The 25,155-nt window shown below is 63.1% G+C and carries 26 protein-coding genes; 16 read left to right on the forward strand and 10 right to left on the reverse strand.

Annotated features, from left to right (window positions below; all coding sequences use genetic code 11):
- Nucleotides 1–66: 66 nt before the first annotated feature.
- The gene (locus tag BLR34_RS12950; protein ID WP_092703713.1) at nucleotides 67–534 is read left to right on the forward strand and encodes a YbaK/EbsC family protein; all 468 of its coding nucleotides are present in this window, start codon (nucleotides 67–69) and stop codon (nucleotides 532–534) included.
- Here the strand turns inward: BLR34_RS12950 and BLR34_RS12955 are convergent, their stop codons facing one another.
- Entirely contained in the window at nucleotides 535–1,701 is a 1,167-nt protein-coding gene (locus BLR34_RS12955) for an NAD(P)/FAD-dependent oxidoreductase (protein WP_092703715.1), read from the reverse strand.
- Between the two features lie 88 nt (nucleotides 1,702–1,789).
- On the opposite strand from BLR34_RS12955, the gene BLR34_RS12960 reads away from it, so the two are divergent.
- The 7 genes from BLR34_RS12960 (at nucleotide 1,790) to BLR34_RS17060 (ending at nucleotide 7,095) form a co-directional block, all read left to right on the forward strand.
- Nucleotides 1,790–2,797 carry a threonine aldolase family protein gene (locus BLR34_RS12960; protein WP_092703717.1) on the forward strand — a complete coding sequence of 336 codons (1,008 nt, stop codon included), beginning with the start codon at nucleotides 1,790–1,792 and terminating at the stop codon, nucleotides 2,795–2,797.
- Between the two features lie 30 nt (nucleotides 2,798–2,827).
- The gene (locus tag BLR34_RS12965) at nucleotides 2,828–3,364 is read left to right on the forward strand and encodes an NUDIX hydrolase (protein WP_092703719.1); all 537 of its coding nucleotides are present in this window, start codon (nucleotides 2,828–2,830) and stop codon (nucleotides 3,362–3,364) included.
- 62 nt (nucleotides 3,365–3,426) lie between these two features.
- A complete protein-coding gene (locus BLR34_RS12970) occupies nucleotides 3,427–4,410 on the forward strand; it encodes an ornithine cyclodeaminase family protein (RefSeq protein ID WP_092703721.1) in 984 nt (327 codons plus the stop codon).
- Nucleotides 4,411–4,486: 76 nt separating this feature from the next.
- On the forward strand, nucleotides 4,487–4,900 hold the full coding sequence (locus BLR34_RS12975; RefSeq protein WP_092703723.1) for a universal stress protein: 414 nt from the start codon (nucleotides 4,487–4,489) through the stop codon (nucleotides 4,898–4,900).
- Nucleotides 4,901–4,949: 49 nt separating this feature from the next.
- A complete protein-coding gene (locus tag BLR34_RS12980) occupies nucleotides 4,950–5,978 on the forward strand; it encodes a class I SAM-dependent methyltransferase (RefSeq protein ID WP_092703725.1) in 1,029 nt (342 codons plus the stop codon).
- Nucleotides 5,979–6,030: 52 nt separating this feature from the next.
- Entirely contained in the window at nucleotides 6,031–6,651 is a 621-nt protein-coding gene (locus BLR34_RS12985; protein ID WP_092703727.1) for a class I SAM-dependent methyltransferase, read from the forward strand.
- Between the two features lie 75 nt (nucleotides 6,652–6,726).
- Nucleotides 6,727–7,095 (forward strand): hypothetical protein, encoded by a 369-nt coding sequence (locus tag BLR34_RS17060; protein WP_176765323.1) that lies wholly within the window; start codon nucleotides 6,727–6,729, stop codon nucleotides 7,093–7,095.
- Nucleotides 7,096–7,221: 126 nt separating this feature from the next.
- On the opposite strand, the gene BLR34_RS17065 is transcribed toward BLR34_RS17060, so the two are convergent.
- The 5 genes from BLR34_RS17065 to BLR34_RS13010 form a co-directional block, all read right to left on the reverse strand.
- Nucleotides 7,222–7,548, reverse strand: coding sequence for a hypothetical protein (locus BLR34_RS17065; protein WP_176765324.1), 327 nt, complete (start codon nucleotides 7,546–7,548; stop codon nucleotides 7,222–7,224).
- A 100-nt stretch (nucleotides 7,549–7,648) separates the two neighbouring features.
- Nucleotides 7,649–8,044 (reverse strand): zinc ribbon domain-containing protein, encoded by a 396-nt coding sequence (locus BLR34_RS12995; RefSeq protein ID WP_092703729.1) that lies wholly within the window; start codon nucleotides 8,042–8,044, stop codon nucleotides 7,649–7,651.
- 50 nt (nucleotides 8,045–8,094) lie between these two features.
- A complete protein-coding gene (phaC, locus tag BLR34_RS13000) occupies nucleotides 8,095–9,381 on the reverse strand; it encodes a class III poly(R)-hydroxyalkanoic acid synthase subunit PhaC (protein WP_092703731.1) in 1,287 nt (428 codons plus the stop codon).
- A 2-nt stretch (nucleotides 9,382–9,383) separates the two neighbouring features.
- Nucleotides 9,384–9,920, reverse strand: coding sequence for a poly(R)-hydroxyalkanoic acid synthase subunit PhaE (locus BLR34_RS13005; protein ID WP_092703733.1), 537 nt, complete (start codon nucleotides 9,918–9,920; stop codon nucleotides 9,384–9,386).
- 164 nt (nucleotides 9,921–10,084) lie between these two features.
- Nucleotides 10,085–10,387, reverse strand: a complete 303-nt coding sequence (locus tag BLR34_RS13010) for an AbrB/MazE/SpoVT family DNA-binding domain-containing protein (RefSeq protein ID WP_092703735.1) — start codon at nucleotides 10,385–10,387, stop codon at nucleotides 10,085–10,087.
- 253 nt (nucleotides 10,388–10,640) lie between these two features.
- Here BLR34_RS13010 and BLR34_RS13015 point away from each other — a divergent pair, with 253 nt between their 5' ends.
- Nucleotides 10,641–11,249: a MaoC family dehydratase gene (locus BLR34_RS13015; RefSeq protein WP_092703737.1), complete on the forward strand. Its 609-nt coding sequence runs from the start codon at nucleotides 10,641–10,643 to the stop codon at nucleotides 11,247–11,249.
- Between the two features lie 50 nt (nucleotides 11,250–11,299).
- On the opposite strand, the gene BLR34_RS13020 is transcribed toward BLR34_RS13015, so the two are convergent.
- Genes BLR34_RS13020 through BLR34_RS13030 form a run of 3 tightly spaced genes read right to left on the reverse strand, consistent with a single transcriptional unit; the run spans nucleotide 11,300 to nucleotide 15,335 of the window.
- Entirely contained in the window at nucleotides 11,300–12,601 is a 1,302-nt protein-coding gene (locus tag BLR34_RS13020) for an oxidoreductase (protein ID WP_092703739.1), read from the reverse strand.
- Between the two features lie 2 nt (nucleotides 12,602–12,603).
- A complete protein-coding gene (gene cgi121 / locus BLR34_RS13025) occupies nucleotides 12,604–13,092 on the reverse strand; it encodes a KEOPS complex subunit Cgi121 (protein ID WP_092703741.1) in 489 nt (162 codons plus the stop codon).
- Nucleotides 13,092–15,335 carry an ATP-dependent DNA helicase gene (locus tag BLR34_RS13030; RefSeq protein WP_092703743.1) on the reverse strand — a complete coding sequence of 748 codons (2,244 nt, stop codon included), beginning with the start codon at nucleotides 15,333–15,335 and terminating at the stop codon, nucleotides 13,092–13,094. The genes cgi121 and BLR34_RS13030 overlap by 1 nt, the downstream gene beginning before the upstream one ends.
- Nucleotides 15,336–15,426: 91 nt before the next feature.
- Here BLR34_RS13030 and BLR34_RS13035 point away from each other — a divergent pair, with 91 nt between their 5' ends.
- The 7 genes from BLR34_RS13035 to BLR34_RS13065 all read left to right on the forward strand — a co-directional run bounded on the left by BLR34_RS13035 (nucleotide 15,427) and on the right by BLR34_RS13065 (nucleotide 24,306).
- Nucleotides 15,427–15,588, forward strand: coding sequence for a preprotein translocase subunit Sec61beta (locus tag BLR34_RS13035; RefSeq protein WP_092703745.1), 162 nt, complete (start codon nucleotides 15,427–15,429; stop codon nucleotides 15,586–15,588).
- Between the two features lie 194 nt (nucleotides 15,589–15,782).
- Nucleotides 15,783–18,170: a methyl-accepting chemotaxis protein gene (locus tag BLR34_RS13040; RefSeq protein WP_092703747.1), complete on the forward strand. Its 2,388-nt coding sequence runs from the start codon at nucleotides 15,783–15,785 to the stop codon at nucleotides 18,168–18,170.
- A 60-nt stretch (nucleotides 18,171–18,230) separates the two neighbouring features.
- Complete coding sequence (locus BLR34_RS13045; RefSeq protein WP_092703750.1) at nucleotides 18,231–18,956, forward strand: AAA family ATPase; 726 nt, start codon at nucleotides 18,231–18,233, stop codon at nucleotides 18,954–18,956.
- Nucleotides 18,957–19,027: 71 nt separating this feature from the next.
- Complete coding sequence (locus tag BLR34_RS13050; RefSeq protein ID WP_092703752.1) at nucleotides 19,028–20,194, forward strand: acyl-CoA dehydrogenase family protein; 1,167 nt, start codon at nucleotides 19,028–19,030, stop codon at nucleotides 20,192–20,194.
- 22 nt (nucleotides 20,195–20,216) lie between these two features.
- Nucleotides 20,217–22,022: an acetyl-CoA carboxylase biotin carboxylase subunit gene (locus tag BLR34_RS13055; RefSeq protein WP_092703754.1), complete on the forward strand. Its 1,806-nt coding sequence runs from the start codon at nucleotides 20,217–20,219 to the stop codon at nucleotides 22,020–22,022.
- 4 nt (nucleotides 22,023–22,026) lie between these two features.
- On the forward strand, nucleotides 22,027–23,733 hold the full coding sequence (locus BLR34_RS13060; RefSeq protein ID WP_092703756.1) for an acyl-CoA carboxylase subunit beta: 1,707 nt from the start codon (nucleotides 22,027–22,029) through the stop codon (nucleotides 23,731–23,733).
- A 111-nt stretch (nucleotides 23,734–23,844) separates the two neighbouring features.
- The gene (locus BLR34_RS13065) at nucleotides 23,845–24,306 is read left to right on the forward strand and encodes an ArsR/SmtB family transcription factor (RefSeq protein ID WP_092703758.1); all 462 of its coding nucleotides are present in this window, start codon (nucleotides 23,845–23,847) and stop codon (nucleotides 24,304–24,306) included.
- Here BLR34_RS13065 and BLR34_RS13070 read toward each other — a convergent pair.
- The gene (locus BLR34_RS13070; protein ID WP_092703761.1) at nucleotides 24,289–25,155 is read right to left on the reverse strand and encodes a hypothetical protein; all 867 of its coding nucleotides are present in this window, start codon (nucleotides 25,153–25,155) and stop codon (nucleotides 24,289–24,291) included. The two genes, BLR34_RS13065 and BLR34_RS13070, sit on opposite strands and share 18 nt — an antisense overlap.

Here is a 25,155-nt window from a genome sequence, read left to right on the forward strand (position 1 = left end):
AAGGACCGCGGGACAGTCGAACACTGTCGCCGATACCACTACGTACCAGCCCGCCGAATACGGCATATGAACGAGCGCGCGGCCAGGTTCGGCGAGCGAGCCGCCGAGACGTACGGACTCGACATCGCGGTTGAGGAGTTTCCCGAGGGGACCAAAACCGCCGAGGACGCTGCCGCGGCAATCGGCTGTGCGGTCGCACAGATTGCGAGCGCTATCGTACTGGCCGCGGACACGCCGGTCGTGGTCGTCACCAGCGGCGCGAACCGCGTCGATACCCGCAAGCTGGCGACGCTACGGGGCGTCCATCAGGCGCGGATGGCCGACCCCGAGGAAGTCAGGGACGCGACGGGGTACGCCATCGGCGGGGTCCCGCCGCTCTGTCACGACGACGACCTCCCCGTCTATCTCGACGAGACGCTCACCGACTTCGAGACGGTCTGGGCTGCCGCTGGGACGCCGGAGGCGGTCTTTCCAATCGCGCCCGAGGCAATCGTCGAGCACGCAGACGCGGAAGTCGCCGACGTGGCCGAGTGATTACGAGGATTCGACGGCCATCCCTTCACGAACCTCGAACGATTCGTCGCCGTCGAAGCGGGTCGGGTCAAATGCCGGAATCCCGTCGCCGCCGAGTATGTCGTCGGCCAGCCTGCGCCCGATTGCCGGCGAGCGCATGAACCCCTGGCCCTGAAAGCCCGTCGCGACGTAGACGCGATCGCGGACCGCGCCGACGAGCGGGTCTCTGTCGGGTGTCGCCGTACACAGCCCCGCCCAGGCCCGGTCGACATCGAGTTCGCACTCGGGCAGTCTGTGGGTCACGCGGTCGCCGAGACTGCCCGAGAACCCCTCGTTTGGTGCCCGGTCGTAGCCGTTCGGGTCGGCCTCCCACGGTTCGGTGCCGTCCCCGGCGAGCAGCCCCTCGGAGTGGGGACGCAGGTAACAGTCCCCGCTCGTGTCGTAGACCATCGGCTCCCAGTCCCCGAGCGAAACCTCGCCGACGAGCGCCTGGACGCGGTATGGCTTCATCGCAATCTCGACGCCAGCACCTGCGAGCAGTTGTTTCGAGTGTGCGCCCGCAGTCACGACCAGGTCGTCGACCTCGCGTCGACCTTCACCGGTCTCTACTGCCGGCGAGTCGGTCGCTAGCTGGACTGGGGTCTCCTCTTCGATTGTCACGCCCTCGGCACGGGCCTGGTCGGCGAGCCACTCGGTGTAGGCCGCGGTGTCGGTGTAGCCAGCGCCCGCGGTCAGGCCGGCCACGGCGATGTCGTCGGTTCGAAGCGCTGGGAATCGCTCGGCGACCTCGCTCGCGTCGAGTTCAGTCGCTTCGACGCCGAGTTTCTGCATCCGTCTGATACCGTCTCGTACGAGGTCGATTTTCGGCTCGTCGCCTGTCTGTGCGAGCCAGAGGTACGGACAGGAGGTGAAGGGTGCACCCGCCTGGGCGAAGGAACGGAAGCGCTCGATTGCTTCCCGGCCAAGCGTCGCGTTTGGCTCGGCAGCGAACGCGTCGTAACAGACGCCGGCCGCCCGCCCGCTCGACTCGTTCGCGACAGTACCTGCCTCGTAGACCGTAACCGTCGCGCGCTCACGGGCCAGAAACAGTGCCGCTGTGAGGCCAACGGCACCGGCCCCGACGACGGCGACCTCGCGGCCGACGCCGCGGTTCTGGCGTATCGGGTCCGCAGAGAGTGTCTCGTCCATACGCCCCGTGGGTCCGGCCGGGGCAAAAACGTGCGTACTCCGGGGTGAAAACCGCGGCATTTAGTGGCGGGGAGTGATATGGACAGTCATGATTGACCTGCGAAGCGACACGGTCACGCTCCCGAACGACGAGATGCGTGAGGCGGCGCGCGACGCCGATGTCGGCGACGACGTATACGAGGAAGACCCTACCGTCAACGACCTCGAATCCCGCGCGGCCGACGTACTCGGCAAGGAGGCGGCGCTGTATGTCCCGACCGGGACGATGGGCAACCAGATTGCGGCCCGCACACACACCGAGCGCGGACAGGAACTGCTCTGTGAGGTCGAGAGCCACATCTACAAGTGGGAACTCGCAGGCCTGGCCCAACACGCCGAGGTCCAGACCCGGACAATCGAGGGCGACGACCGGGGGGTCATCCGGCCCGAGCAGGTCCGGGCGGGCTACGTCGAGGAGGACCTCCATCGGCCGGGAACAGGTCTGCTCACCCTCGAAAACACCCACAACAGCAAGGGCGGGACGGCAATCTCGGGGGACGCGATAGCGGCGGCGGCCGAGGCTGCTCACGACCTCGACGTGTCCGTCCACCTCGACGGAGCGCGGCTGTTCAACGCCGTCACGGCGCTCGACACCACCGCCGCCGACCTCGTTGAGCCGGTCGATACGGTGATGTTCTGTCTCTCGAAGGGGCTGGGTGCGCCAGTCGGGTCGATGCTGGTCGGTCCCGAGTCGTTCATCGACCGGGCGCGCCGTATCAGAAAGCTTCTGGGTGGCGGAATGCGCCAGGCTGGTATCATCGCCGCGCCGGGGCTCGTCGCCCTAGAGAACCGTCATCGACTCGCCGACGACCACGAGCGCGCCGAGCGACTGGCTGTGGGCCTCGACGACTTGCCCGGACTGGCCGCCGACCAGCCCGAGACCAACATCGTGCTGGTCGAGACCGACGCACCCGCAAGCGAGTTCCTCGACGCCTGTGAAGACGAGGGCGTACTCGGCGTTCCATTCGACGACCACGTCGTCCGCTTCTGTACCCACTGGAACGTCGACGACGAGGACATAACAGAGACCATCGCCGCAGTCGAGCGAGCCGTATAACTTATTCTGAAAGGCCCCATTCGGCCGTTAATGGCGGTCGCCCAACAGAGCAAACGGGACGTGGAGTCAGTCCTCCAGCGCCTGAACGAGGACTACAGCGAGTTCCGAGTCGTCGAGAAGACTTGGGAGCGGACTGACTCAGACTACGAACGAGTTCGCAGGCAGTTCGAGCGCAACGGCTTGGGCGGGGCCGGTGTCTGGCTGGTAAACGACGCCGGCGAAGTCCTCCTCGTCCGCGATGAGGGTGACGACGGTTGGTCCGACCCGGGCGGGAAACGAGAGCCCGGCGAGAGCTACGAGTCAGCAGCCAAGCGGGAACTCGAAGAGGAGACCGGCGTCACCTGCCAACTGACCGGTCTCTGTGAAGTCCATCGTATCGAGAACGTGAACGTCCAGCGAGACGCCCCGTCGATATTCGAGCCACTCGTGATTTTCGACGGGGTGTACGAGAGCGGCGAACTCGACGCCCGCGACGGCGAAATCGCCGAAGTCGGCTGGTTTGTCCAGCCTCCCGAGCACGTCCTGTACCCAGAGGTCGCAAAACGCTCCTACCCGGCGACCTCGTAGGCGGCGGAAACCCCGCCCGGATTTATCAACTGCTAAGTGGACCCTCCTCTGACTTTCGGGGCATGGGAACAGTCATTCTCGACGCAGACGCCGTTACGGAGAGTACACAGATTACAGAGGTAATCGACGCAGTCGAAGGCGCGTTCGGAGCGTACGCCCGCGGCGACGTACAGATGCCTGCCAAATCCTACGTCGACCTCCCGCAGTACAACGGCGACTTCCGGTCGATGCCGGCCTACATCGAGACCGACGACTGGGACGCCGCCGCCGTCAAGTGGGTAAACGTCCACCCCGACAACCCCGACGAGGAGGGGCTGCCGACGGTGATGGGGACGCTCATCTACTCCGACCCCGAAACCGGCTTCCCGCTCGCCGTGATGGACGCGACCGACCTGACCCGTCTGCGAACCGGGGCAGCCGCGGCGGTCGCGACCCGTCACCTCGCCCGCGAGGACGCGGCCTCGCTCGGGCTGGTGGGTGCCGGGGTTCAGGCGCACTCTCAGCTGGAGGCCATCTCGCGGGCTCGTGATATCGAGACGGTTGTCATCAGCGACCTCGACGACGAGGTTCGTGCCGCGTTCATCGAGGAGTACGGCGACGAGTTCGACGTACAGGAGGGTGACGTTGCCGAAGCGGCCGCCTGCGATGTCGTCTCGACGACGACGCCAGTCCGTGACCCAATCGTCGAGGCGGTCGGCGACGAGACACACGTCAACGCGATGGGTGCCGACGCCGAAGGGAAACACGAGATTGCCGACGAGGTTCTGCAAGAGGCGAAACTCGTCATCGACGACCACGAACAGTGCACCCACTCGGGGGAAATCAACGTCCCCTGGAGCGAGGGCGTCCTCGACGACGACGACATCCACGGCGAAATCGGCGACGTGGTCGCCGGGAAAATCGACGGCCGAACGGCCGATGACGGCGTGACGGTCTTCGATTCGACCGGGCTGGCGATTCAAGACGTTGCCGCCGCACACGTGGTCTATCACGACGCGGTCGCCGGCGACGCCGGGGCCGAGTTCGACATGGTCGGTCAGGAGTAACGGTCGCTGCCGAATTCGGCGACAAACGTGTGAGAATTCACACTGGTTTTATGCCCCGTTGTACCGAAGGGAAGGTATGTATCGCGTACTGATTCCGGTCGACGATAGCGAATCGCGGGCCCTGGCACAGGCGAACTACGTCACATCACTCCCGAACGCGGACGAGGAAATCGAGGCCATCCTGTTGTTCGTATTCACGGACGACTCCTCCGGTGACGTACCGCGGTCGGTGACGCGGGTCCGGTCAGTCCGCCGAGCGCGCGAACACCTCGAAGACCACGGCGTCGAGGTGACGGTACACGAAGACAGCATGGAAGCGGTCGACAACATTCTCCGACACGCCGAGGAGGAGGACGTGGACTCGATTGTCCTCGGCGGCCGCAAGCGCTCGCCGGCGGGCAAGGCCCTGTTCGGGAGCGTCACACAGCGGGTCATCCTCAACACCGACAAGCCTGTCGTCGTCACCGGCGAGAACCACGACGAAGAGTGACCGGCGAGGACAGGATATATACCGACAGCAACCGGACTCTGGGCCGGGAATGAGCGACCAGTCTCTCGCCGCCGTCGTGACAAAACAGCGGACCCAGATTGCACTCTCGTCGCTCAGACAGGAGGGCGTCTACGATGAGGGCCGACACATCACCGAACACGACGACGGCACCGTCGCGATTCCGGTTACCGACCCGCCCGCACAGACTGACGTACTGGAGGTGGTCCGGACGACCGGCGAGACGCGGCTCCGGACGCTCGAAGACCACCTTCGACAGCGGGGGTGGACCGACGGCGAACTCGACGCCGTACCGGGGTCGTGGGCGGTCATCGGCAGCGTGATTCTGGTCGATACGTCTGACACCCCGCGACCGGCGGAGGTCGGCGATGCACTGCTCGCGATGCATGGCCACGCCGATACCGTGCTCTCGCGCGACGGTATCGCCGGCGTCCACCGCGAGCCCTCTGTCGAGGTCATCGCCGGCGAGGGCGACACCCATACCGTCCATCGGGAACACGGCACGACCTACGCGCTCGACCTCTCTGAGGTCATGTTTTCGCCGGGAAACAAGGCCGAACGCGCACACATGGGCGAAACTGTCGACGACGGCGAGCGCGTTCTCGATATGTTCGCAGGTGTCGGCTACTTCACGCTCCCGATGGCACGCGGGGGCGCTCACGTCACGGCCATCGAACACAATCCGACTGCGTTCCAGTACCTCGTCGAGAACGTGGTCCGCAACGGCGTCCAGGACAGCGTCGAGACCTACCGGGCGGACTGCCGAGATGTCGTCGCCCGCGGCGTCGAGGCTGCCGACCCCTTCAGCTTCGAGCGTGTCGTCATGGGCTACTACGACGCCTACGAGTACCTCGACAGCGCGTTGAGCGCCCTCGAATCCGACGGCACAGTCCACATGCACGAGGCCACCCCGGAGGCAGAACTGCCCGACCGCCCGGTCGACCGCCTCCACGCGGCCGCCGAGCGCAACGGCCGACGGGTGTCGGACTGCGAGGTGCGCGAAATCAAGGGCTACAGCGAAGGCGTCACCCACGTCGTCGTCGACGCGACCGTACGCTAATCCATGGCAGACGAGACGAACGTTGAAGTGTCGACACCGAGAACCCGGGAGCGTGAACGAACGCCGCGCAGTTCGGGACGCCTACGACGAGATGGCCGACCACTACTACGACGAGTACACGAAGCCAGTGAGCGAGGACGGACCGGCCGAACCGGTCGAGCAATTCTGTGAAGTCCTCGACCCCACAGACCGCCTCCTGAGCGCGGGCTGTGGCGCTGGCGACGCGCCTCTCGCTGCCGGAGGTGCGGCCGCTGTTGGCCTCGATTTCTCCCGGGAACAGTTGAGCCTGGGCCGAGCAGACCACGAGGCCGCGCTCGTCCAGGGGGATATGACCGCCCTCCCATTCGCCGACGACACCTTCGACGCCGTCGCCGCACTGTATTCGCTGATTCATATTCCGCTGGAGGACCACCAGTCGACACTCGCCGAGTTCGGACGCGTCCTTCGCCCTGGCGGCACACTGCTGGTGACCGAAGGGGCCAGCGAGTGGGAGGGGGCCAATCCCGACTGGCTCGACAGCGGCACCGAGATGCGCTGGTCGATTGCCGGCCGAGAGGCGACCGAGGAGGCGTTGCGGAGCGTCGGCTTCGAGATAGCTGGCGTCTGGAGCGTCCGCGACCCGACCACCGAGGACGGCGAGAAGCCGTTCTTCCTGGCGGAACTCGGTGTCTAACTGCCGTGTGTTCCTTGTCGTGGCGGCCTGGCCCGTATCACAAACGCTAATTCGATTATATTCGAAGCGAGAAGTATGCCCGAGTCCCCGCGTTCACAACGCAACCTTACGCGTCGTCGCTTCCTCGCGACAGGAGCGTCGGTCGCCACCGCCGCCCTCGCCGGCTGTAACGGCCTTCCCGGCGGGTCGAAGACATTCGAGACAGCCGTCCACGAAAATTCGGGGGACGAACTGTCGTGGGATTTTCCAACCCAGTCCGAGGCAGAGAGTGTGGGATACGTGGAAATTGGCAGAGAACCAACGTTCGATACAGACGACCCAATCGCCTCGCGAGGCTTTCATTTCAACGCAAGCGTCGACCCGACTCTTCGTACAAGCTGGAACAGTTCACCGGGACGTTCGCGGCGCCGCCCACCTACGGCGACCACCTCACCTATCTGGTGAGTCCACCGCGCCAGAGCGACGCATTTCGCACGTACTACCAGTACCCCGATGGGCCAACGAGAAGCAGGCAGTTCGTGGTCGAAATGCGGAATCTCGGTATCGAGGGGACCGTCGAGTTTCCGTTCGTCATCCGCAACGCGAAAGGCCTGCCTGACAAACTGGAGTGTTCGTTCTCGGTTCAAGCGTCCGACTCGGGGCTGTTCGTTGAGACAGCAACTGCATCGGCGACGGGAACCTTCGAATTTCGATGAGTCCCGCTGACAGGATATAAAAGAGCAGCTGTGAGGCGACGACCTCCTGATGGTTGCGGATGAGGAAGACAATGCCCTCACCACCGAGCGCGACCAGCAGGAACGTGACCGCCGCGCTGATGACAGAGAACTGGAGGACGACGGCGGCCTCACGGTAGGCCTCCTCGACGGTGACGACGGTGGTGACAAAGGCGAGTGCCATCACCAGCACGTATATCGGGAGGCGGCTGCTGACTCCCGTTACCTCGCCGCTGAGCAGACCGACAAAAACGTGCGTCAGACAGCGGTCAGGCCACTGGCAGCTACGAGAGGACGAAGACGCCGACACCGATGGCAGCGCTCGTCAGCGAGACGAGCAACATCCGTGACATTCCGGGTGGCTGCCCGAGTTGGCGACCGAGTATCCGACGAATGGGGGGCAACGCGACGATGCCGCCGAAGACCAGAAAGCCACTCGCAGGGTTGGGGACCACCGCGAAGCCAGCGACGACGAGTATCCAGCCAAGGGCGTAGCCGAGTCGGGTCAGTAGCTCACTCCCGGAGCTGGTCTCGTCGGCAGACTCCGCAAGCTCCTGGGCGTGACGTTTCATATACCGGTAAAGTGCCTTGGCAGCGGCTTCGTTCTGAGGCGCGCCACACGCCTGACAGAAGTTAGCGCCGTCGGGTAGCTCTGCCCCACATTCGCGGCACTCGTCCATCACTCACCACTGCGTGGGGTCCCGTGGTGAATCTTTCCCTGTCGGGCGACCTACACCTGGTCGAGCCACTCGGCGACGCGGCTCTCGGTCGTCTCTGCAATATCTGCCAGTTCGGCGGCCTCGTAGTCCGCAAGCTCGGACACGCTTTCGATGTCTGCGTCCCGGAGCCGCTCGGCGTACGTCGGTCCGATGCCATCGACCGATTCGACCGCCGTACTGTCGGCGTCTGGCTCGCTGTCCTCGACGTCGTCGTCGGAGACGCGGTGATACCAGTCACAGACCTCGGGCCAGACCTCCTCGTGGGTGGACGAGGAGACAGACAGCCCGATGTGTCCGGTGGGATACTCGATGATGCGAGTGTCGTCGCTGCCGACGACTTCGTTAAAGGGCTTGGAGGCGTCGGCCGGGATGAGGTGGTCGTACTCGCCGAGAATCTGGAGAATTGGCACGTCGATACTCGTAATGTCGACGTGTTCGCCGTCGAGTTCGAGTTCGGTGTGATACAGTTCGTTGTTCTGGTAGATTTTTTCGAGGAACTCGACGTAGGCGGTCCCCGCGAGGTCGATTCCCTCGTCGAGCCACCGCTCCATGCGCGAGAAGTTCGCCACGAAGGCGTCACTCTCGAGGTTCTCGTACATCGTGACGTACTTGCTGACATAGTTGTCGACCGGGTCCATCAGCGCGAAGCCGGTGTCGAGGAACTCCGCGGGGACGTTGCCGTACGTGTCGACTACGTCCTCCGGGTCGTAGTACTCCTCGCTCCCCCACTCTTCGAGGACGCCACCGGTCTGGTCGAAACAGAGCCCTGCCGCCATCAGACCCAGCGCGTTGACCTTCTCGCCGTGGAGGGCGGTGTACATCGTCGTCATCGTCCCGCCCATGCAGTAGCCGAGGATGTTGATAGCATCCTGGCCCGAGCGGTCACGGACCTCGTCGACGCAGTTGTCGATATAGCGGTTGACGTAGTCCTCGAGCCCGAGATGCTGGTCGAGCCGGGAGGGCTCGTTCCAGTCAATCATGTACACGTCGTGGCCGGCATCGAGTAACTGCCGGATGACGCTCCGGTCGGGTTGTAAGTCGAGGATGTACGGCTTGTTGATGAGCGCGTACACGATGAGAATCGGCACCTCGTTTTGCTCGTCGGTACGGGACTCGTAGTGCAGGAGTTCGAGCTTGTTCTCCTCGTAGACGACCTCGCTTGGCGTCTGTCCGACCTCGATAGTTTCCATCTCGACAGCCCGCTCGGGGGCGATACGGGCTTTCTCTGTCGCATCAGCCATCGCTTCCATCGCTTCGGCCTGTGCGTCCAGTGCGGCTGCGAAGGGGTTGAACGACATCGTTACTCCAGTTCCTCGATGATGCGGTCGAGTTTCTGTTCGACGGCGTGTTGGCGGCGTTCGAGTTCGACGAGACGCTCGCCGACCTCGACAACGTCGTCACGGGTCGCCATCCCGAGCTGTGCGAGATTCTCCTGGGTGACATCGTCGACTTCCTGCTGTGCCTCCATCAGAATCTCGACAAGTTCGCCGTTGGCGGCGGCGAATGCGCTCGTCGACATAATCTCTTTGAACGACTCGTTTGCCGACTGAAGCCAGAGGTCACGGAACTCCTCGGCGTCGACGTCCTCGCCCTCGACGGCGTCGCCGGTCCGCTCGACCATCTCTTCGGCCGTGTCCATCCATACTTCGTAGGCGCGGCGGTAGCCTTCGATACCGTCGGTGACCTCCTCCTCCGAGAGCGTCGACCCGTCGAAGGCTCCCGTCCACGACTCCATCATCGCCGTCTGCGCCTCGACGTTGCGCTCGATGGAGTCTGCGACTGCCTCGTTCATCTGTTCCATCAGTTGACTCCAGTCCTGTGACTGCTCTTCGCTCATTGTACACCTAACTACGGAGACAAGACACAAGACTCCAGCGATTTTCATAGCCTACCACTGTGTGCCATTAAATTCCTCACGGACCCACCTGACGCGAGAGTCCCGGACGACAGGTTGGTCAGCGTTGCGACTCGAGAGCAACAGCGACCCAAAAACAGGCGCCGTCAATCCTCTCGTTCTCGCTTGACCGGGACCACGACAGCTTGGACGATATCGCCCTCTTCGATGTCGAGTGCCTCTCGCTCGGCGTCGGGAATCGAGATGCGACCGCCACTCTGGACGCGCGTTTTGAACGTCGCCGTCTGGCTCATCGCGCCGAGCTGGTTCATATCCATGCCGCCAGACATGCCAGCCCCGAGCATCTGTTTGAACAGTTCCTGTTGAGTTTCGACAGCCTGCTCGCCCGTTTCGGTGAACATCTTGAGGAAATCCTGTGGCCCACTGGGCATGTCCCTGTCGTCTGTCATCGACTTTCTGTTGCTCCGCTCGACGTATAAACATTGGGAGCGCCGCCGACAGCGGCCGCGTATCGTCCGAGCGGCCTGCCGCGGTGGCTGTCTCTCACGACTGTAATTCCTTTTAGTGTTATATGTGAACATACAACTCATTCGGACGACAAAACGGCACTGACAACGAGAGACGAAGGCGAGAACAGATGATTATTGCGTTCGATAACTAGCCTCGGAGTTTATAACGTCAAATCCCCTACGCTGGTGTGTAATGAGTTCAGAATCTCAACAGAGTGCATTTCTCGATACCTGGACTGACACTTCCGTACACATGTTCGAGAGTGTGGTCGCGGCAAACCGCGCCGCACTCGCGGCATTCGGACTCGACGCTGACGGTACAGACGAGCGAGAGACGACTGACCGAATCGAAGCCGACGAGGACCTTCCGGAGTGGGACACAGAGACGACAGCCAGTGCTCCCGACGACGTGTCTGTGGGTGACCGATTCGAGTTCAGCAAGACGATTTCTGACGGCGACGTCCGTGAGTTTGCGGCCGCCAGCGGCGACACGAACCCACTCCATCTCGACGACGAGTTCGCCGAGAAGACACGATTCCAGGGCCGAATCGCCCACGGGACGCTGGTCGGCGGACTCATCAGTGCCGCACTGGCTCGGGTTCCTGGTCTCGTCATCTACCTCTCACAGGACCTAGAGTTCCACAACCCGGTCCGTATCGGCGAACATCTCACTGCCTCCTGTGAGATTATCGAAGACCTCGGCAACAATCAGTACCGCCTCTCTACGCCAGTCCACAACGAAGACGGCGAGACTGTAATCGAGGGCGAGGCGGTCATCCTCATCGACGAACAGCCTGAATAGCTCGTTGTGTCGGTCGTTGCTGTCGACTCCTTCCAACTGGAGAGTCACGCCTACTGTTTGCCGTCGTAGACGCCGTCTTTGTCGAGTCGTGCTCGCTTGCGAACGACCGATGGCGTCCGGCAGCGTCCCGGCTCACCGGTCGCCTGCGGAATCGTACAGTTGTTACAGCTCTCACAGAGCGCGCGGTTATCTCCGTCGAGCAGCCGCGCACCCAGCCGTGGCTCGGCGTAGAACGGTCGGGCCATGCCGGCCATGTCACACGACTCACCGAGCAGTCTGTCGCAGTGGCGTCGCTCTCTCAGCCCTCCCTCACAGAGGACCGGCACGTCGACTGCGTTGCGAACGGCCCGGCAGAAATCGGCGTTCCAGCCGGGTTCGCGGTCGAACCACCTACTTTCGAGCCGGTTGGCTACCTCGACCGCCCGCGCTCGCCAGCGCCCACCGAAGACGGCGGCGTACTCGCTCTGGAGGTCTTCGGCCGCCCATGCCTTGTCGGGAAAGGCCCCACGGATGACGCTCATGTCCCAGTAGACCGACACCTCGACCGGAACGAGCGCGTCGTAGCCAGCATCGGCGAGTCGTCGGGCCATATCGAGACTCTCCTCGCGGGTCAGGTGTTGACGGACGAACGGCGGCGATGCCGTCTCGACCGGGACCTTGGTCACCAGCGGTACGTCTCCGGCGTGTTCGCGGACGGCATCGCGAACCGCGAGCAGGAACTGGACGCCGTCCCCGAACTCGTCGTCGCGGTCGTTGTAGTACGGCGAGAGGAACTGCTGGATGATGCCCATGTTCGCCCCCGAGAGATGAATCCCGTCGTAGCCGGCATCGACCGCGTACCCCGCGGCCCGCCCGAATGCCTCGGCCAACTCGCGGACCTCGTCGGTCGAGAGCACATCGGGCTGGAGGTTGATGAGCCCCGCGCGGTCGGCGAGCCTGAGCTGCCAGGGCGGGCGCGATACCGCCTTCTGGACTGCGTTCGGGTTGCGCTCCCTGTAGCCGGCGTGCCACATGCTCATCCCCCGGAGGCCGCCGTGGGCGAGCTGGATGAACAGCCTCGAGCCGTGGTCGTGAATCCGGTCGGTCAGCCGCGAGAGCCGGTCGACGAACGTGGGGTCATGCACGCGGGTCATGTTCGGAGCAGCACAGCCCCCGTCTTCGGTGACAATGCTTGCGCCCTGAAAGATGAGACCAACACCCGATGCGGCCGTCGGTTCGAGTTCCGAAATGAAGCGGTCGACAGCGTCGGGGCCGTTGCCGGCACATTCGAGCAAGGGCGCGCGATACAGCCGGTTCGGTATCTCGACGCCGCCGAGCGTGACCGGGTCGGTAAGCTGTGTGCTCTGTGGCATCGTTATCGGTCGACGACGAGCATTGCGACTCGCTCGCAGACGAGGTCGGCGAGGCCGCCCGCCGTCGCGTCGAGTTCCTGTTCGCTGATGTCGAAAAACGACCGCACGCGCTCGGGGTCGTACTCGCCCAGCGTCTCGGCGGGTTCGAACAGGTGTCGGAGGTCCGTGGCCGCCTGCGTCTCGTTTCCGCCGACCACCACGGCGACGACTGGCGAGGCTCCCTCAGAGACACCTATCTCGAGTGCGTCTCGAATCTGTCGCCGCCCGGCCGCGTACAGCAGTATCTCGACACCCGGGTCGTCGGCGATGGCGTTCCCGCGGTCTCGCTCGCGCCGTGCAACCTCTGTCGCACGCTCGAGGTGTGCCCGGCCGACGACGTAGCGCGCATCGAAGGCCTGGACGGTCGCTCCGTGGTCGTCGGCAATCGAGTCGAGACGTGTGATGAACTGGTCGATGTCCGCAACGTCGGCCCTCCCCTCGATTACCTGCATCAGAAATCACCCAGGTTCGACTGGTCCTGTGTGGTCGTTGGCTCGTCTGTCTCGTCATCGTCGACGGTCACGTCGGCGTCGGGTTCGACGCTTTTCATCGATGGGTCGCGGTGACCGGCGTTTTCCAGAATCGTCTCGGCGGTCTTCTCACGGCCGCGAAGCGCCGCCAGCACTCTCGATTTGTCGGCCTCGCGCAACTCTGCACGGGTTTCGATACCGGTCTCGAACAGCCGTCGTGCGCGCTTGCGGCCAACGCCTCGCACGCCCGCGAGGTCGACCAGTTCGGCACGGACACCGTGTTCGACCCTGGTGCGCGCTTCCCGGATGTCTGGTCCCAGTCCGAGGTCGCGTTCGGTGGCGAGTGACTCGGCGGCCCCGAGCAGCCACTGTGCGGTATCGACCTTCGACCGGATGTCACCGGGGCCGATACCGTAGCGCTCGGTAATCTCGTCTTCCTCTTTCTCGCTGGCCCAGTCTTCGAGCAGGCGGGCCGTCTTCAGCGCCGACAGCCAGTCCTCGAACCCGTCCTCGAACTCGGATGGGGTTGCCCCAAGCAACTCTTCCTCGCGCTCGTAGGCGAGCATCGTGAACTCTTCCTCGTCACCAGAACGCAGGTATAGCTCGTACATATCCGGTGTCCGACTGACGAGGTGATACAGTCCTAGCGCCGTGGGTTCCTCAGCGTCTTCGAGACCGTGGAGAATCTCGGCCGCGCTCATCGGGTCGAGGTAGAGCCGCGAGACGGTGTGACCCAGGTTCGTCGCCGTGAGGTCAGTCCCCTCCCGCGTAAGAAAGCCGTTCACATCGAGATAGTCGATGACATCGTCGACGACCGTCTCTAAGCGGCCGCGCTCGCCGGTCTGCTCGGCATAGAGCGTACTTTCGAGGAAATCGAGCAGGCCGCCCCGAGAGTTGGCAAAGCCAGAGGCGACGGTGGCGAGGATGTGCGTGCGCAGCGCCGGCTCGGCCGCGAGCTTCGACTCGACGGGTTCCGGCTCGGCCCAGACGTACCGCTCGAACAGTTCGTCGAGTTCGTCGTGGCTCTTTGCCACCAGCACAGCCTCGCCGTAGGGGTCCCGGCCCGGCCGGCCAGCACGACCCATCATCTGGTGGACTTCGAGTACCGAGAGCGGTTGCATCCCGCCTGCCGTCCCGTCGTAGCGCCGCCAATCGCGGACAACAACCCGGCGGGACGGCGTGTTGACGCCAGCCGCCAGCGTCGGCGTCGCACAGACGACCTTGATAAGCCGGTCGCGAAACGCCTCCTCGACGAGGCTGCGGTGGTCTCGCGCCAGCCCGGCGTGATGGAACGCGGCTCCCTGTTCCACGGCGTCGGCGAGGTCGCCACTCGTCTCCGTGTCGCTGACTTCACGTATCTCGTCGGCGACTGCGGTGAGTTGTTCTTTCTCGGCGGGCGAGCAAAACGGCTCTGTCGTACTGCCCAGCCGTCGAGCCGCCGACTCGGCGTTGCGCCGGGAGTTGACGAACACGAGCGTCGAACCGTCTTCTTCCAGCGTGTCCCGAACGATTGCGGCAGGCTGGTCTTCGTTCCCGCGTACAGGAACGCGGCTCTGGGTCCCGTCTTCGAGGTGGAGCGCGTCGCCGAAGTGAACGCCCTTCTCGAGCTCGATTGGCCGCCAGGTCGAGTCGACGAGGTCGGCGTCGAGCCAGGCCGCGAGTTCGTCGGCGTTCCCTATTGTCGCCGAGAGCGCGACTGTCTGTAGGTCTGGGTTGAGCGACTGGAGTTTGGCGAGGGTTACCTCCAGTGTCGGCCCGCGGTGGCTGTCGTCGACGAGGTGGACCTCGTCGGCGACGACACACGAGAGGTCCTCCAGCCAGGGTGCGTCGTTGCGCACGAGGGAATCCACCTTCTCGCTGGTCGCGACGATGATGTCCTTGCCAGCGAGCCAGCCGCCATCTGACTCGTAGTTGCCCGTCGAGACGCCCACGTCGAGCCCGTACTCCTCGAAGGCGGCGAACTCCTCGTTTTTCTCGGTCGCGAGTGCCCGTAGCGGGACGATATACAGCGCCTTCCCGCCGCCGTCGGCGATGCTCGACAGCATCGCGAGCGTCGAGACGAGCGTCTTCCCGCTCGCGGTCGGGATGGCGGCGACGAGGTTATCGCCCTCGGTGACGCCGCGCTCAACGGCCTCGGCCTGTGGCGGATACAGGGCGTCGATTCCCTCAGATTCGAGATACCCCTGGAACCAGTCTGGCACCCTTGGGATGTCCGCAACGTCCATTGACAACTCTTTGGGCCGTCTCGCTGTTTAAAGGTTCGTTCGACCGGTCGGGGTCGAAACGTTTAGGAGGACAGGCAGGAGAGATACAGCCATGAGTTCACAAGAGAGTGGCTCGGGGCTCATGTCGAGTGCCGGCCTCGTTCGGTACTTCGACTCCGAGAAAAACCAGGGCCCGGTCCTGGACCCGAAAACTGTCGTTGCATTCAGTGCGCTGCTCGGGACGCTCGTGTTGATGTTGAACGCCTTCGCGTGAGGAATCGCCTCGCATAGCAGTTTCTTCGCTCGTCGCCTGGACACGCTCAGTGCCGTCTCACGCCGGCCCTGCTGTCTCTTTCTTTCGCTTCTCGCTACATATGAGAGTGGTTGACGGAGAACAGTTATTACGGTCATATTCCATGTGTGTGTGCATGGAAGACACGGCGCAATGATCTACAGGAGGATACTCTGATGAGTGAGAACGATCCAGCACGCTCGATATCGATTGGCCGAGGAATAGAGATGCTTCGCGGTGCCCTGGCGACGGTAACGCCGGGCTTTATCAGGCGAAATCTCACTGCGAAATTACTTACAATTCTGTTGCTCGGGACGCTCGTGAGCGGCGGTGCGGTGATGGTGCTGTACGGCAACATCGACGATGGCCTGACAGAACAGGTCGACTCACAGGTACAGTCCGACGCGACGCTGCACGCAGACCTCTATGACGAGTGGCTTACCGAACAGTGGAGCGCGCTGAGCACGGCGAGCGCCGAGGGTGATATCCTTTCCGACAACCAACAGCGACTCAACGCCTGGCTCAGCGATATCAACCGAAACCTCGCCGAGGAGGTCTCACAGGTGTACGTAATCAGCGCGGACAGCGGCGAGATTCTCGGCAGCGCTCCCACCGGTGACAGCGGTGTGAACCTCTACGAACAGGGCCTCTCTCCGGACAAGGTCGGTGAAACCGTCTTCATCTCCGACCCCCTTACACTGCCCGGAGAGGAGACGAAAACGACACTTATCGGCAGCCGGGCGTCCGTCGGGCGATTCGTCGCGGCGGCGGTGCCCACGAACACGACGCTCGTGCCGACACAGGATTTCGATGGCAGCGAGACGGTGTTACGGTCACTCGATGGGCAGCGGTTGCTCGGCCCGACCGATGAGCAGCGACAGGCGTTCGTGAGTGACCTCGAGACGAACACATCCGTGACGCAGATGACCGACGTGAGTGGCATGGTCGCAGGCACCCGAACTCTGTCACACGCCCTCGACGGAGGCTTCGCTCGTGACAGATACGTCCCCAACGAGACGCTCGGAACAGTTGTCGTCCACACGGTGCCACAGGACCAGGCCTTCGCGCTTCGGGACCAGATTTCCAGTGACATTCTGTTTGCCTTCGGCGTCTCGTTCGTGTTACTCATCGCGACGGCGCTGGTCTCGATGCGGTCGGTCACCGGCGCAATCGACGACCTCTCAGGGCGGACACAGCAGATAAGCGAGGGTGAGTTCGACGTAACGGTGTCCACCTCACGCGCCGACGAGATTGGGACACTCTATCGCTCAGTCGCGGAGATGAGAGACTCGCTGAGCGAGCGCATCGAGGAGGCACAGTCAGCGATGGAACAGGCTGAAGACGCCCGGACAGACGCCGAGCAGGCCCGAGAAGACGCCGAACAGGCACGCCTCGAAGCCGAGCGGGTGAGCGAGCGACTCGAACAGAAAGCCGAGGAGTACTCCGAGGTGCTCACGTCCTTTGCCGACGGCGATCTGACGGTCCGGATGGATACAGAAACCGATAACGAGGCGCTGACCCGCATCGCCGAGTCGTTCAACGAGATGGCGGCCGACCTGGAGGAGACTATCCTCCATATCCGCGAGTTCGCTAGCGAGGTCGACGAATCGAGCGACCACATCGCAGACAGTGCCCAGGAAATCAAACAGACCAGCGACGACGTGAGCCGCTCGATGCAACAGACAGCCGAGGACGCCGAACGACAGAACGAGGACATTCAGCGGGCCTCCGACCGCGTCATGGACCAGTCGGCCTCTATCGAGGAGGTTGCCGCCTCTGCTAACGAAGCCGCCACCCAGTCTCGGCGCGCGGCGGCACTCAGCGACGACGGGCAAGAGTACGCCGACGAGACGACACGAGAGATGACGACCATCCGGACGCGGACCGAGGAGATGGTCGAAGAAGTCGAGCAACTCGAAGACGAAGTCGCCGCCATCGGTGACATCGTCGCACTCATCGAGGATATCGCCGAACAGACGAACATGCTGGCGCTCAACGCCTCTATCGAGGCTGCCAGGGCCGGGGAAGCCGGCGAAGGCTTTGCGGTCGTCGCCGACGAAATCAAGAGCCTCTCGGAGGAGACCCAAGACGCCACCGACGAGATAGAGGAACTCGTCGGTCGTGCCCAGCGTTCGACGGACGACGTTGTCACCGATATTCAGGGGATGCGCGAGAGCGTCGAGACCGGCATCGAGACCGTCGAGGGGACCGTCGACGTCTTCGAGAACATCGCCACGGCTGTCGAGGAGGTCGACCAGACCATCCAGTCTATCAGTGAGGCCGTCGACGACCAGGCGAGCGCGGCCGAAGAAATCGAGTCACTCGTCGGCGATATCGGCGAGGTCAGCGAGGCGACGACGGCAAACGCAACCGACGTGGCGGCCGCTGTCGAGGAACAGACCAGTGCCGTCTCGGAGGTCAGCCGCCAGATAGAAGGCCTCTCCGAGCAGGCGACCACGCTCCAGGAGATGACCGACGAGTTCCAGACCGGCAGCCAGGACGCCTCCGTCGACCCGACCGAGGCAACGTCGGAGACTGTAACAGACGAGGGGACCGACGACTGACCGGCGGCGGTGAGTCCACCGAGCGTATATTTTTATACTGGGGGGCGAACACCGCATACTATGACGCGAATCGTCGCAGTCGTTGGGACGGCTGGGGGTGTCGGTACGACACGACTGACTGTCGAGTGTGGGGCGACGCTCGCACGAGCCGGCCGTGATGTTGCACTCGTCGACGCGGCCTTCGGGACTCAGGGCCTTCGCTCGTACGTCGACGCCGACGTGGATGCCGACGTGACGGCGCTGTTGACTGAGGAGGCGTCTCTCGGCGACGTGTTGTACGACATTCCTGTGGATACCGAGGGCCGGCTGGCGGCCGCGCCGGCCCGGGCACCCTTCGAGCGCCTCGCGCGGGCACAGACCGTTGGCGCGGCGAAACTCCTCGAACGGCAGCTCGCGGCGTCGTCACTCTCGTACGACGTCGTGCTCGTGGACACGCCGCCGCTGGCCGGCAATCACGCCGTCGCGGCGGTCAACGCCGCTGAGCGGGTCGCGCTCGTGACCGAAGACACGTCCCGCGGGAGAGACGGGCTGGCGCTGTTGCGCGGTCGGCTTCGGGATATCGGCGCGTCGGGAGACGCGGTGCTCCGGAACCGGGCGACGGAACAGCTCTCGGAGGGGGTCGGGATACCGGAAAGCGAGGAGACGACGGCTGCTGGGGCACCTGTCTGCACGACGCCAGACGCTGAGTTTGCCCCCGCTGTCGCGACCGCTGTCGAGTCGATGCTCGATATCTCGCTGGACCTCGACTTTCCAGCTGGCAGCCGGCTCGAGAACCTTCGCGGATAAATCGGCCCAGTGAGGGCCCGAAATATAGCAACTACTAAGATAGTTACACCGCCTACACTAGATAGCGACTCATGAATTTTGATGACGACCCGACGCACTCGCTCATTCGGGATACAGCGACCGAGATAGCCGAGGAGTACGGGCCTGCCTACTGGCGGGAGAAAGAGGAAAACGGGGAGTTCGGCGAGGAGTTCTGGGACGAACTCGCCGAGGCGGACTTCCACGGGCTGATGATTCCCGAGGAGTACGGCGGTGCAGGCATGGGGATGCAAGAGATGGGCATCGCCATGGAGACGCTCTGTGCGGAGGGTTGTGGGATGGCTGGCACCTGGTATCTCGTCTTGACCGCCGGGATGGCCGCTGTCGGCATCAACAAACACGGGACCGAGGCTCAAAAAGAAAAGTACCTGCCGGATATCGCGGCGGGCAAACGGAACTTCTCCATCGGCATCACCGAGCCAAAGGCCGGAACGAACACGTTGAACGTCGCCACACGCGCCGAGAAAGACGGCGACGAGTACGTTCTCAACGGCGACAAGGCGTGGATTACCTTCTCCGACCGCGCGGAGAACATGATTCTGGTCACGCGGACGACCCCGCTCGACGAGGTCGAACAGCCGACCGATGGCATCAGCCTGTTCATTCTCGACATGGATAGTCCGAACATCGAGGTTTCGCCGATTCCCAAACACGGTATCAACTACTCGAAGTCCTGTGAGGTCTTCATCGAAAACCACCGAGTTCCCGAGGAGAACCTGCTCGGCGAGGAAGACAATGGCTGGTGGGCACTCGTCGACACGCTCAACCCCGAGCGTATCGGCTTTGCGGCCGCCGCGACCGGTATCGGTAAGCTGGCCGCCGACACCGCCATCGACTACACGAACGACCGTGAGGTCTTTGGCGCACCAATCGGCACCCACCAGGCGGTTTCGTTCCCCATCACGAAGGCATACGCCCAGATGGAGACGGCGGCCCTGATGCGCCAGAAGGCGGCCTGGCTCTACGACCAAGGCGAGGAGTGTGGCTACGAGACCAACGTCGCCAAAGCCGTCGCCGTCGAGGCAGGCATCGAGGCGGTCAAACAGTCGATGCAGGCCTTCGGCGGTTGGGGGTACGCGAAGGAGTACGACGTCGAGCGCTGGTGGCGTGAGGTCAACCTCACGCGGCTTGCGCCCGTCTCTCAGCAGATGGCTTACAACCACATCGGCCAGCAGATTGGTTTCCCCAAATCCTACTAACCCTCCCTTTCATCTCACAACTATGTTCGAGAAAGTGCTGGTCGCCAACAGAGGCGAAATTGCGGTTCGCGTCATGGCGGCCTGTGAAGAGCTTGGTATTGATACAGTCGCAGTCTACAGCGACGCCGACAGGGACAACGGCCACGTCGAATACGCCGACGAGGCGTACAACGTCGGCCCTGCCCCTGCGAGTGACTCCTACCTCGACCAGGAGACTATCGTCGAGACGGCACTCGAAGCGGGTGCCGATGCAATCCATCCGGGATATGGCTTTCTGGCAGAAAACGCCGACTTCGCCCGTCGAATCGAAGAGACCGAGGACCTGACGTGGGTCGGCCCGCCGAGCGATGCGATGGAGCAACTCGGCGAGAAGACCCGCGCCCGACAGGCGATGCAGGCCGCAGACGTGCCTGTCGTTCCAGGGACGACAGAGCCTGTCGACTCGCCCGAGGAGGTCCGGGAGATTGGCGAGGAGTTCGGCTATCCAGTCGCCATCAAAGCCGAGGGTGGCGGCGGTGGCCGCGGCATGCAGATTGTCAACGACCCCGAGGACGTCGACGACGCCCTTGAAACGGCCAAACGCGAGGGGAAAGCCTACTTCGATAACGACTCCGTCTACGTCGAGAAGTACCTGGCGGCACCCAAACACATCGAGGTTCAGATTCTCGCCGACGAACACGGCAACGTCCGCCACCTCGGCGAGCGTGATTGCTCCCTGCAGCGTCGCCACCAGAAGGTCATCGAGGAGGCACCGAGTCCGGTACTCGACGAGGACCTGCGCGAGCAGATTGGTGACGCCGCCCGTCGCGGGGTACGCGAGGCCGGCTACACCAACGCCGGCACCGTCGAGTTCCTCGTCGAGGACGGCGAGTTCTACTTCATGGAGGTCAACACGCGTATTCAGGTCGAACACACCGCTACCGAAGAGGTGACGGGAATCGACATCGTTCGCTGGCAACTCCGTGTGGCGGCCGGTGAGGAACTGGATTTCTCGCAGGACGACGTCGGTATCGAAGGTCACGCCATCGAGTACCGCATCAACGCAGAGAACCCCGCAGACGACTTCGCACCGACGCCTGGCACACTGGAGACATACGACCCGCCGGGGAGCATCGGCGTCCGCCTCGACCACGCGGTCAACCAGGGCGACGACATCGGCGGCGACTACGACTCGATGATTGCCAAACTCATCGTCGCTGGCGAGGACCGCGACCACTGTATCGAACGCTCGAAGCGCGCGCTCGAACACTTCGAGGTCGAGGGCGTTCACACGATTATCCCGTTTCACCGCCTGATGTTGACCGACGAAGCCTTCGTCGAGGGGAGCCACACCACCAAGTACCTCGACGAAGAACTCAGCGAGGGTGAAATCGCCGATGCCGTCGAACGCTGGGGAAGTGAGCCCCTGGCAGGCTCCAGCGAGAGCAGCGAGACCCACGAGCTCACAATCGAAGTCGACGGCAAGCGCCACGACGTCGTACTCGAAAACCTCCCACAGAGCGCTGGTGGTGCGACGACCGACGACACCGACGATACGGACAAAGACGAGTCCGACGACACCGCAAGCGGCACAACCAGCAGTTCTTCCGGTGACGACGAAGCCGCGACGATGACCGACGGTGCCATTACCGCGGAGATGCAGGGAACAATTCTCTCGGTCGACGTTGCGGTGGGTGACGACGTTGCAGAAGGCGACATCATCTGCGTGTTAGAGGCGATGAAGATGGAAAACGACGTGGCCGCCCCTGCGGGGGGAACTGTCGAGAGTGTCGAAGTCGAGTCAGGTGAGACGGTCGACATGGGTGACCCCCTCATCGTCCTGGAGTGATATCATGAGAGTACGCGTCTCCGAGGACACGACCGAACAGGAAGCTGAGATTATTGGCGAGGCGATGGCCACACAGTACTACGACGACGTGACCGTCGTGGCCGGCGACGACGAACTCGCCGAGGTTCCGTATCTCGGACCCGGACACGTTCCGGGACCCGACGCGGAGATGGGACCGACAGAGCGCGAGGAAGCGCTCTGGGAAGAAATCGCCAAAATCAACGAAGGCGGACCCGAAAAGTACAAAGAACAACTACCCGAGCAAGGCAAGGAGTTCGTCCGCGACCGCATCGACCTGTGGTTCGAGGACGGCTTCCTCTTCGAAGACGGGCGGTTCGCGGAGTTCGACGCCGACGATAAACTCCCGGCAGATGGCCTCATCACGGGCGGTGCCGAGTTCGAGGGCCGAGACATCCACTTCATGGCAAACGACTACACGGTCAAACGCGGCAGCATGGCCGCTAAGGGTGTCGAGAAGTTCCTTCGGATGCAACAGCGCGCGCTGAAAACCGGCCGTCCGGTTCTGTATCTAATGGACTCCTCCGGTGGCCGTATCGACCAGCAGACCGGCTTTTTCGCCAACAGAGAGGGCATCGGGAAATACTACTACAACCACTCGATGCTCTCGGGACGTGTCCCTCAGATTTGCGTTCTCTACGGGCCATGCATCGCTGGCGCGGCCTACACGCCCGTCTTCGCTGACTTCACCATCATGGTTCGAGACATGTCCGCGATGGCGATTGCGAGCCCGCGGATGGTCGAGATGGTCACCGGCGAGGAGATCTCGATGGACGACCTTGGCGGCCCGGATGTCCACTCGCGGTACTCGGGCAGTGCCGACCTGGTGGCCGACGACGAGGAACACGCACGGGAGTTAGTCGCCCAACTGGTCACCTACCTGCCGGACAACAGCGACAAACAACCGCCACAGACCGAGGGCCGCCATCCGGCGACCTCACCCAAAGACATCGACAGCATCATCCCACAGGAACCAAACCGCGGCTACGACATGACCGACCTCATCGACTGCGTGGTCGACGCCGGCTCGTGGTTCGAGCTCCAGCCCGACTTTGGCCCGGAGATGCTCACCGGCTTTGCGCGAATCGACGGCCGGCCTATCGGCATCGTCGCCAACCAGCCCGCACAGCGAGCCGGAGCTATCTTCCCCGACGCCGCACAGAAAGCCGCCGAGTTCATCTGGAAGTGCGACGCGTTCAACGTTCCGCTGTTGTACCTCTGTGACACGCCTGGGTTCATGGCCGGCTCACAGGTCGAAAAAGACGCTATCCTCGAGAAGGGCAAAAAGATGATTTACGCGACCTCGTCGGCGACCGTGCCAAAGCAGTGTGTCGTGGTCCGGAAGGCCTACGGCGCAGGAATCTACGCCATGTCTGGGCCAGCCTACGACCCCGAGTCGACGATTGCACTCCCATCCGGCGAGATTGCTATCATGGGGCCAGAGGCGGCAATCAACGCGGTCTACGCGCGCAAGCTGGCGGAGATCGACGACCCAGAGGAGCGCAAACAGCGCGAGCAGGAACTCCGTGAGGAGTACCGCGAGGACATCGACGTTCACCGGATGGCCAGCGAAGTTGTCATCGACGAAATTGTCCCACCGAGCACGCTCCGGGAGGAACTCGACGCCAGGTTCGGGTTTTACGAGACTGTCGACAAGGACCTACCAGACAAGAAACACGGCACCATCCTCTAACCCCCGCGGCTCAGCAGTCTCGGTAGTTTCTATAACGTAAAACAGTCTTTGAGTTATCAGAGCTTTTTATGTGAGGGATACTCAAGCTAGCATAGCGACCAGTTTCGACCCATGGCACGACTGTTCCCCTCGCGAACGGAGTCCTCCACAGACCGAGACGACGACCCCGCTGTGTTCTACGTCGACGACGAGCGGACAGCGGAAATGATATCCACACTCTCCGGTGAGACGGCGCTGACAATTTTCCGGATGCTCAGCGACGATGCTCTAACTGCCTCTGAGATTGCCGACGACCTTGACCTCTCGGTTCAGAACGCGAGCTATCATCTTGACAATCTTCAGGAGGCCGACCTCATCGAGGTCATCGACACCTGTTACTCCGAGAAGGGGCGAGAGATGGAGATATACACCGTCACCCGAGAGCCGAAGATACTGGTCCTTGGCTCGGAAGACGAGGGGAGGACCCTCCGGCGTGCATTCACAGCACTCGCAGGCGCAATCGGCATCCCTGCGGTCGCGCTCGCGGTCTGGAGTTCGCTATCACAGTTGGGTCGGCTACTCGTCGAGCGCTGACCCCAGCGAGTTGTCGACGTACTGGTGGACGAACAGGCCAGAGTAGAGGGCAGTTACGGTCAAATCGAACAGGAACCGGACACTGCCACCCACCGAGAGGCCAAACGAGCGGATGACGACCGTGGTGTCGTTGAACTCGAAGGAAAGCGCGACCGGTGCATCCGAGCCGGCGAGTGTCGTATCGAGCGCCGTCCCGAGTGCGAGTAACGCGACGAATCCGGCGAGAACGAACGCGACCTTCAGGCGATGTACACCGGTTAGCCGCCAGCTCACCCGAACCGAGTCAAGCGGGCCGTACCCGCCGACGAAACACGCTTCCGGGACGAAACAACTCTTGAGAAGCGCGTAGACGACTGCCAGCACGAGCACAGCGAGTGCACCGAAGTCAGCGACGACCGGGTCGACACCTGCAGTACTCGTCAGGGTCCGTGCGGCCGGTAACACGACCGAGACGACGAAGACGGTAAAGAGCGCGATACCGAGTACGAGTGCAAACGCTGCGCCGAGAAAGGCAGGCAGCCGAACGAGAGCGAGCCGAAGTGCCCGCCGGGATGGGACGGCGTCACAGCCGAGCAACCCCTGTGCGACGATACCGATGTAGCCCCGGCTAAAGAAGACACCAACCACACCGGCCACTGCCAACAGAAGCGCAAGCGCGGGCGAGACGACCAGCGTCGCGAGCTGTATCACCCCAACCGCACCCAGCACCAGCACGACAGACGGTCTAGCGACTGGGATTGTCGTACTCCAGGAGAACGCATCGACCAGCGACCGGTGTACCACCTCGTGGTCGACATCCTGACACCGGAAGCAGCCACAGCCGTCGACGTCCTCGTGTTGCCGAATCAT

It is taken from the genome of Halovenus aranensis, from assembly GCF_900100385.1.
In the GTDB taxonomy this organism is placed as follows: domain Archaea; phylum Halobacteriota; class Halobacteria; order Halobacteriales; family Haloarculaceae; genus Halovenus; species Halovenus aranensis.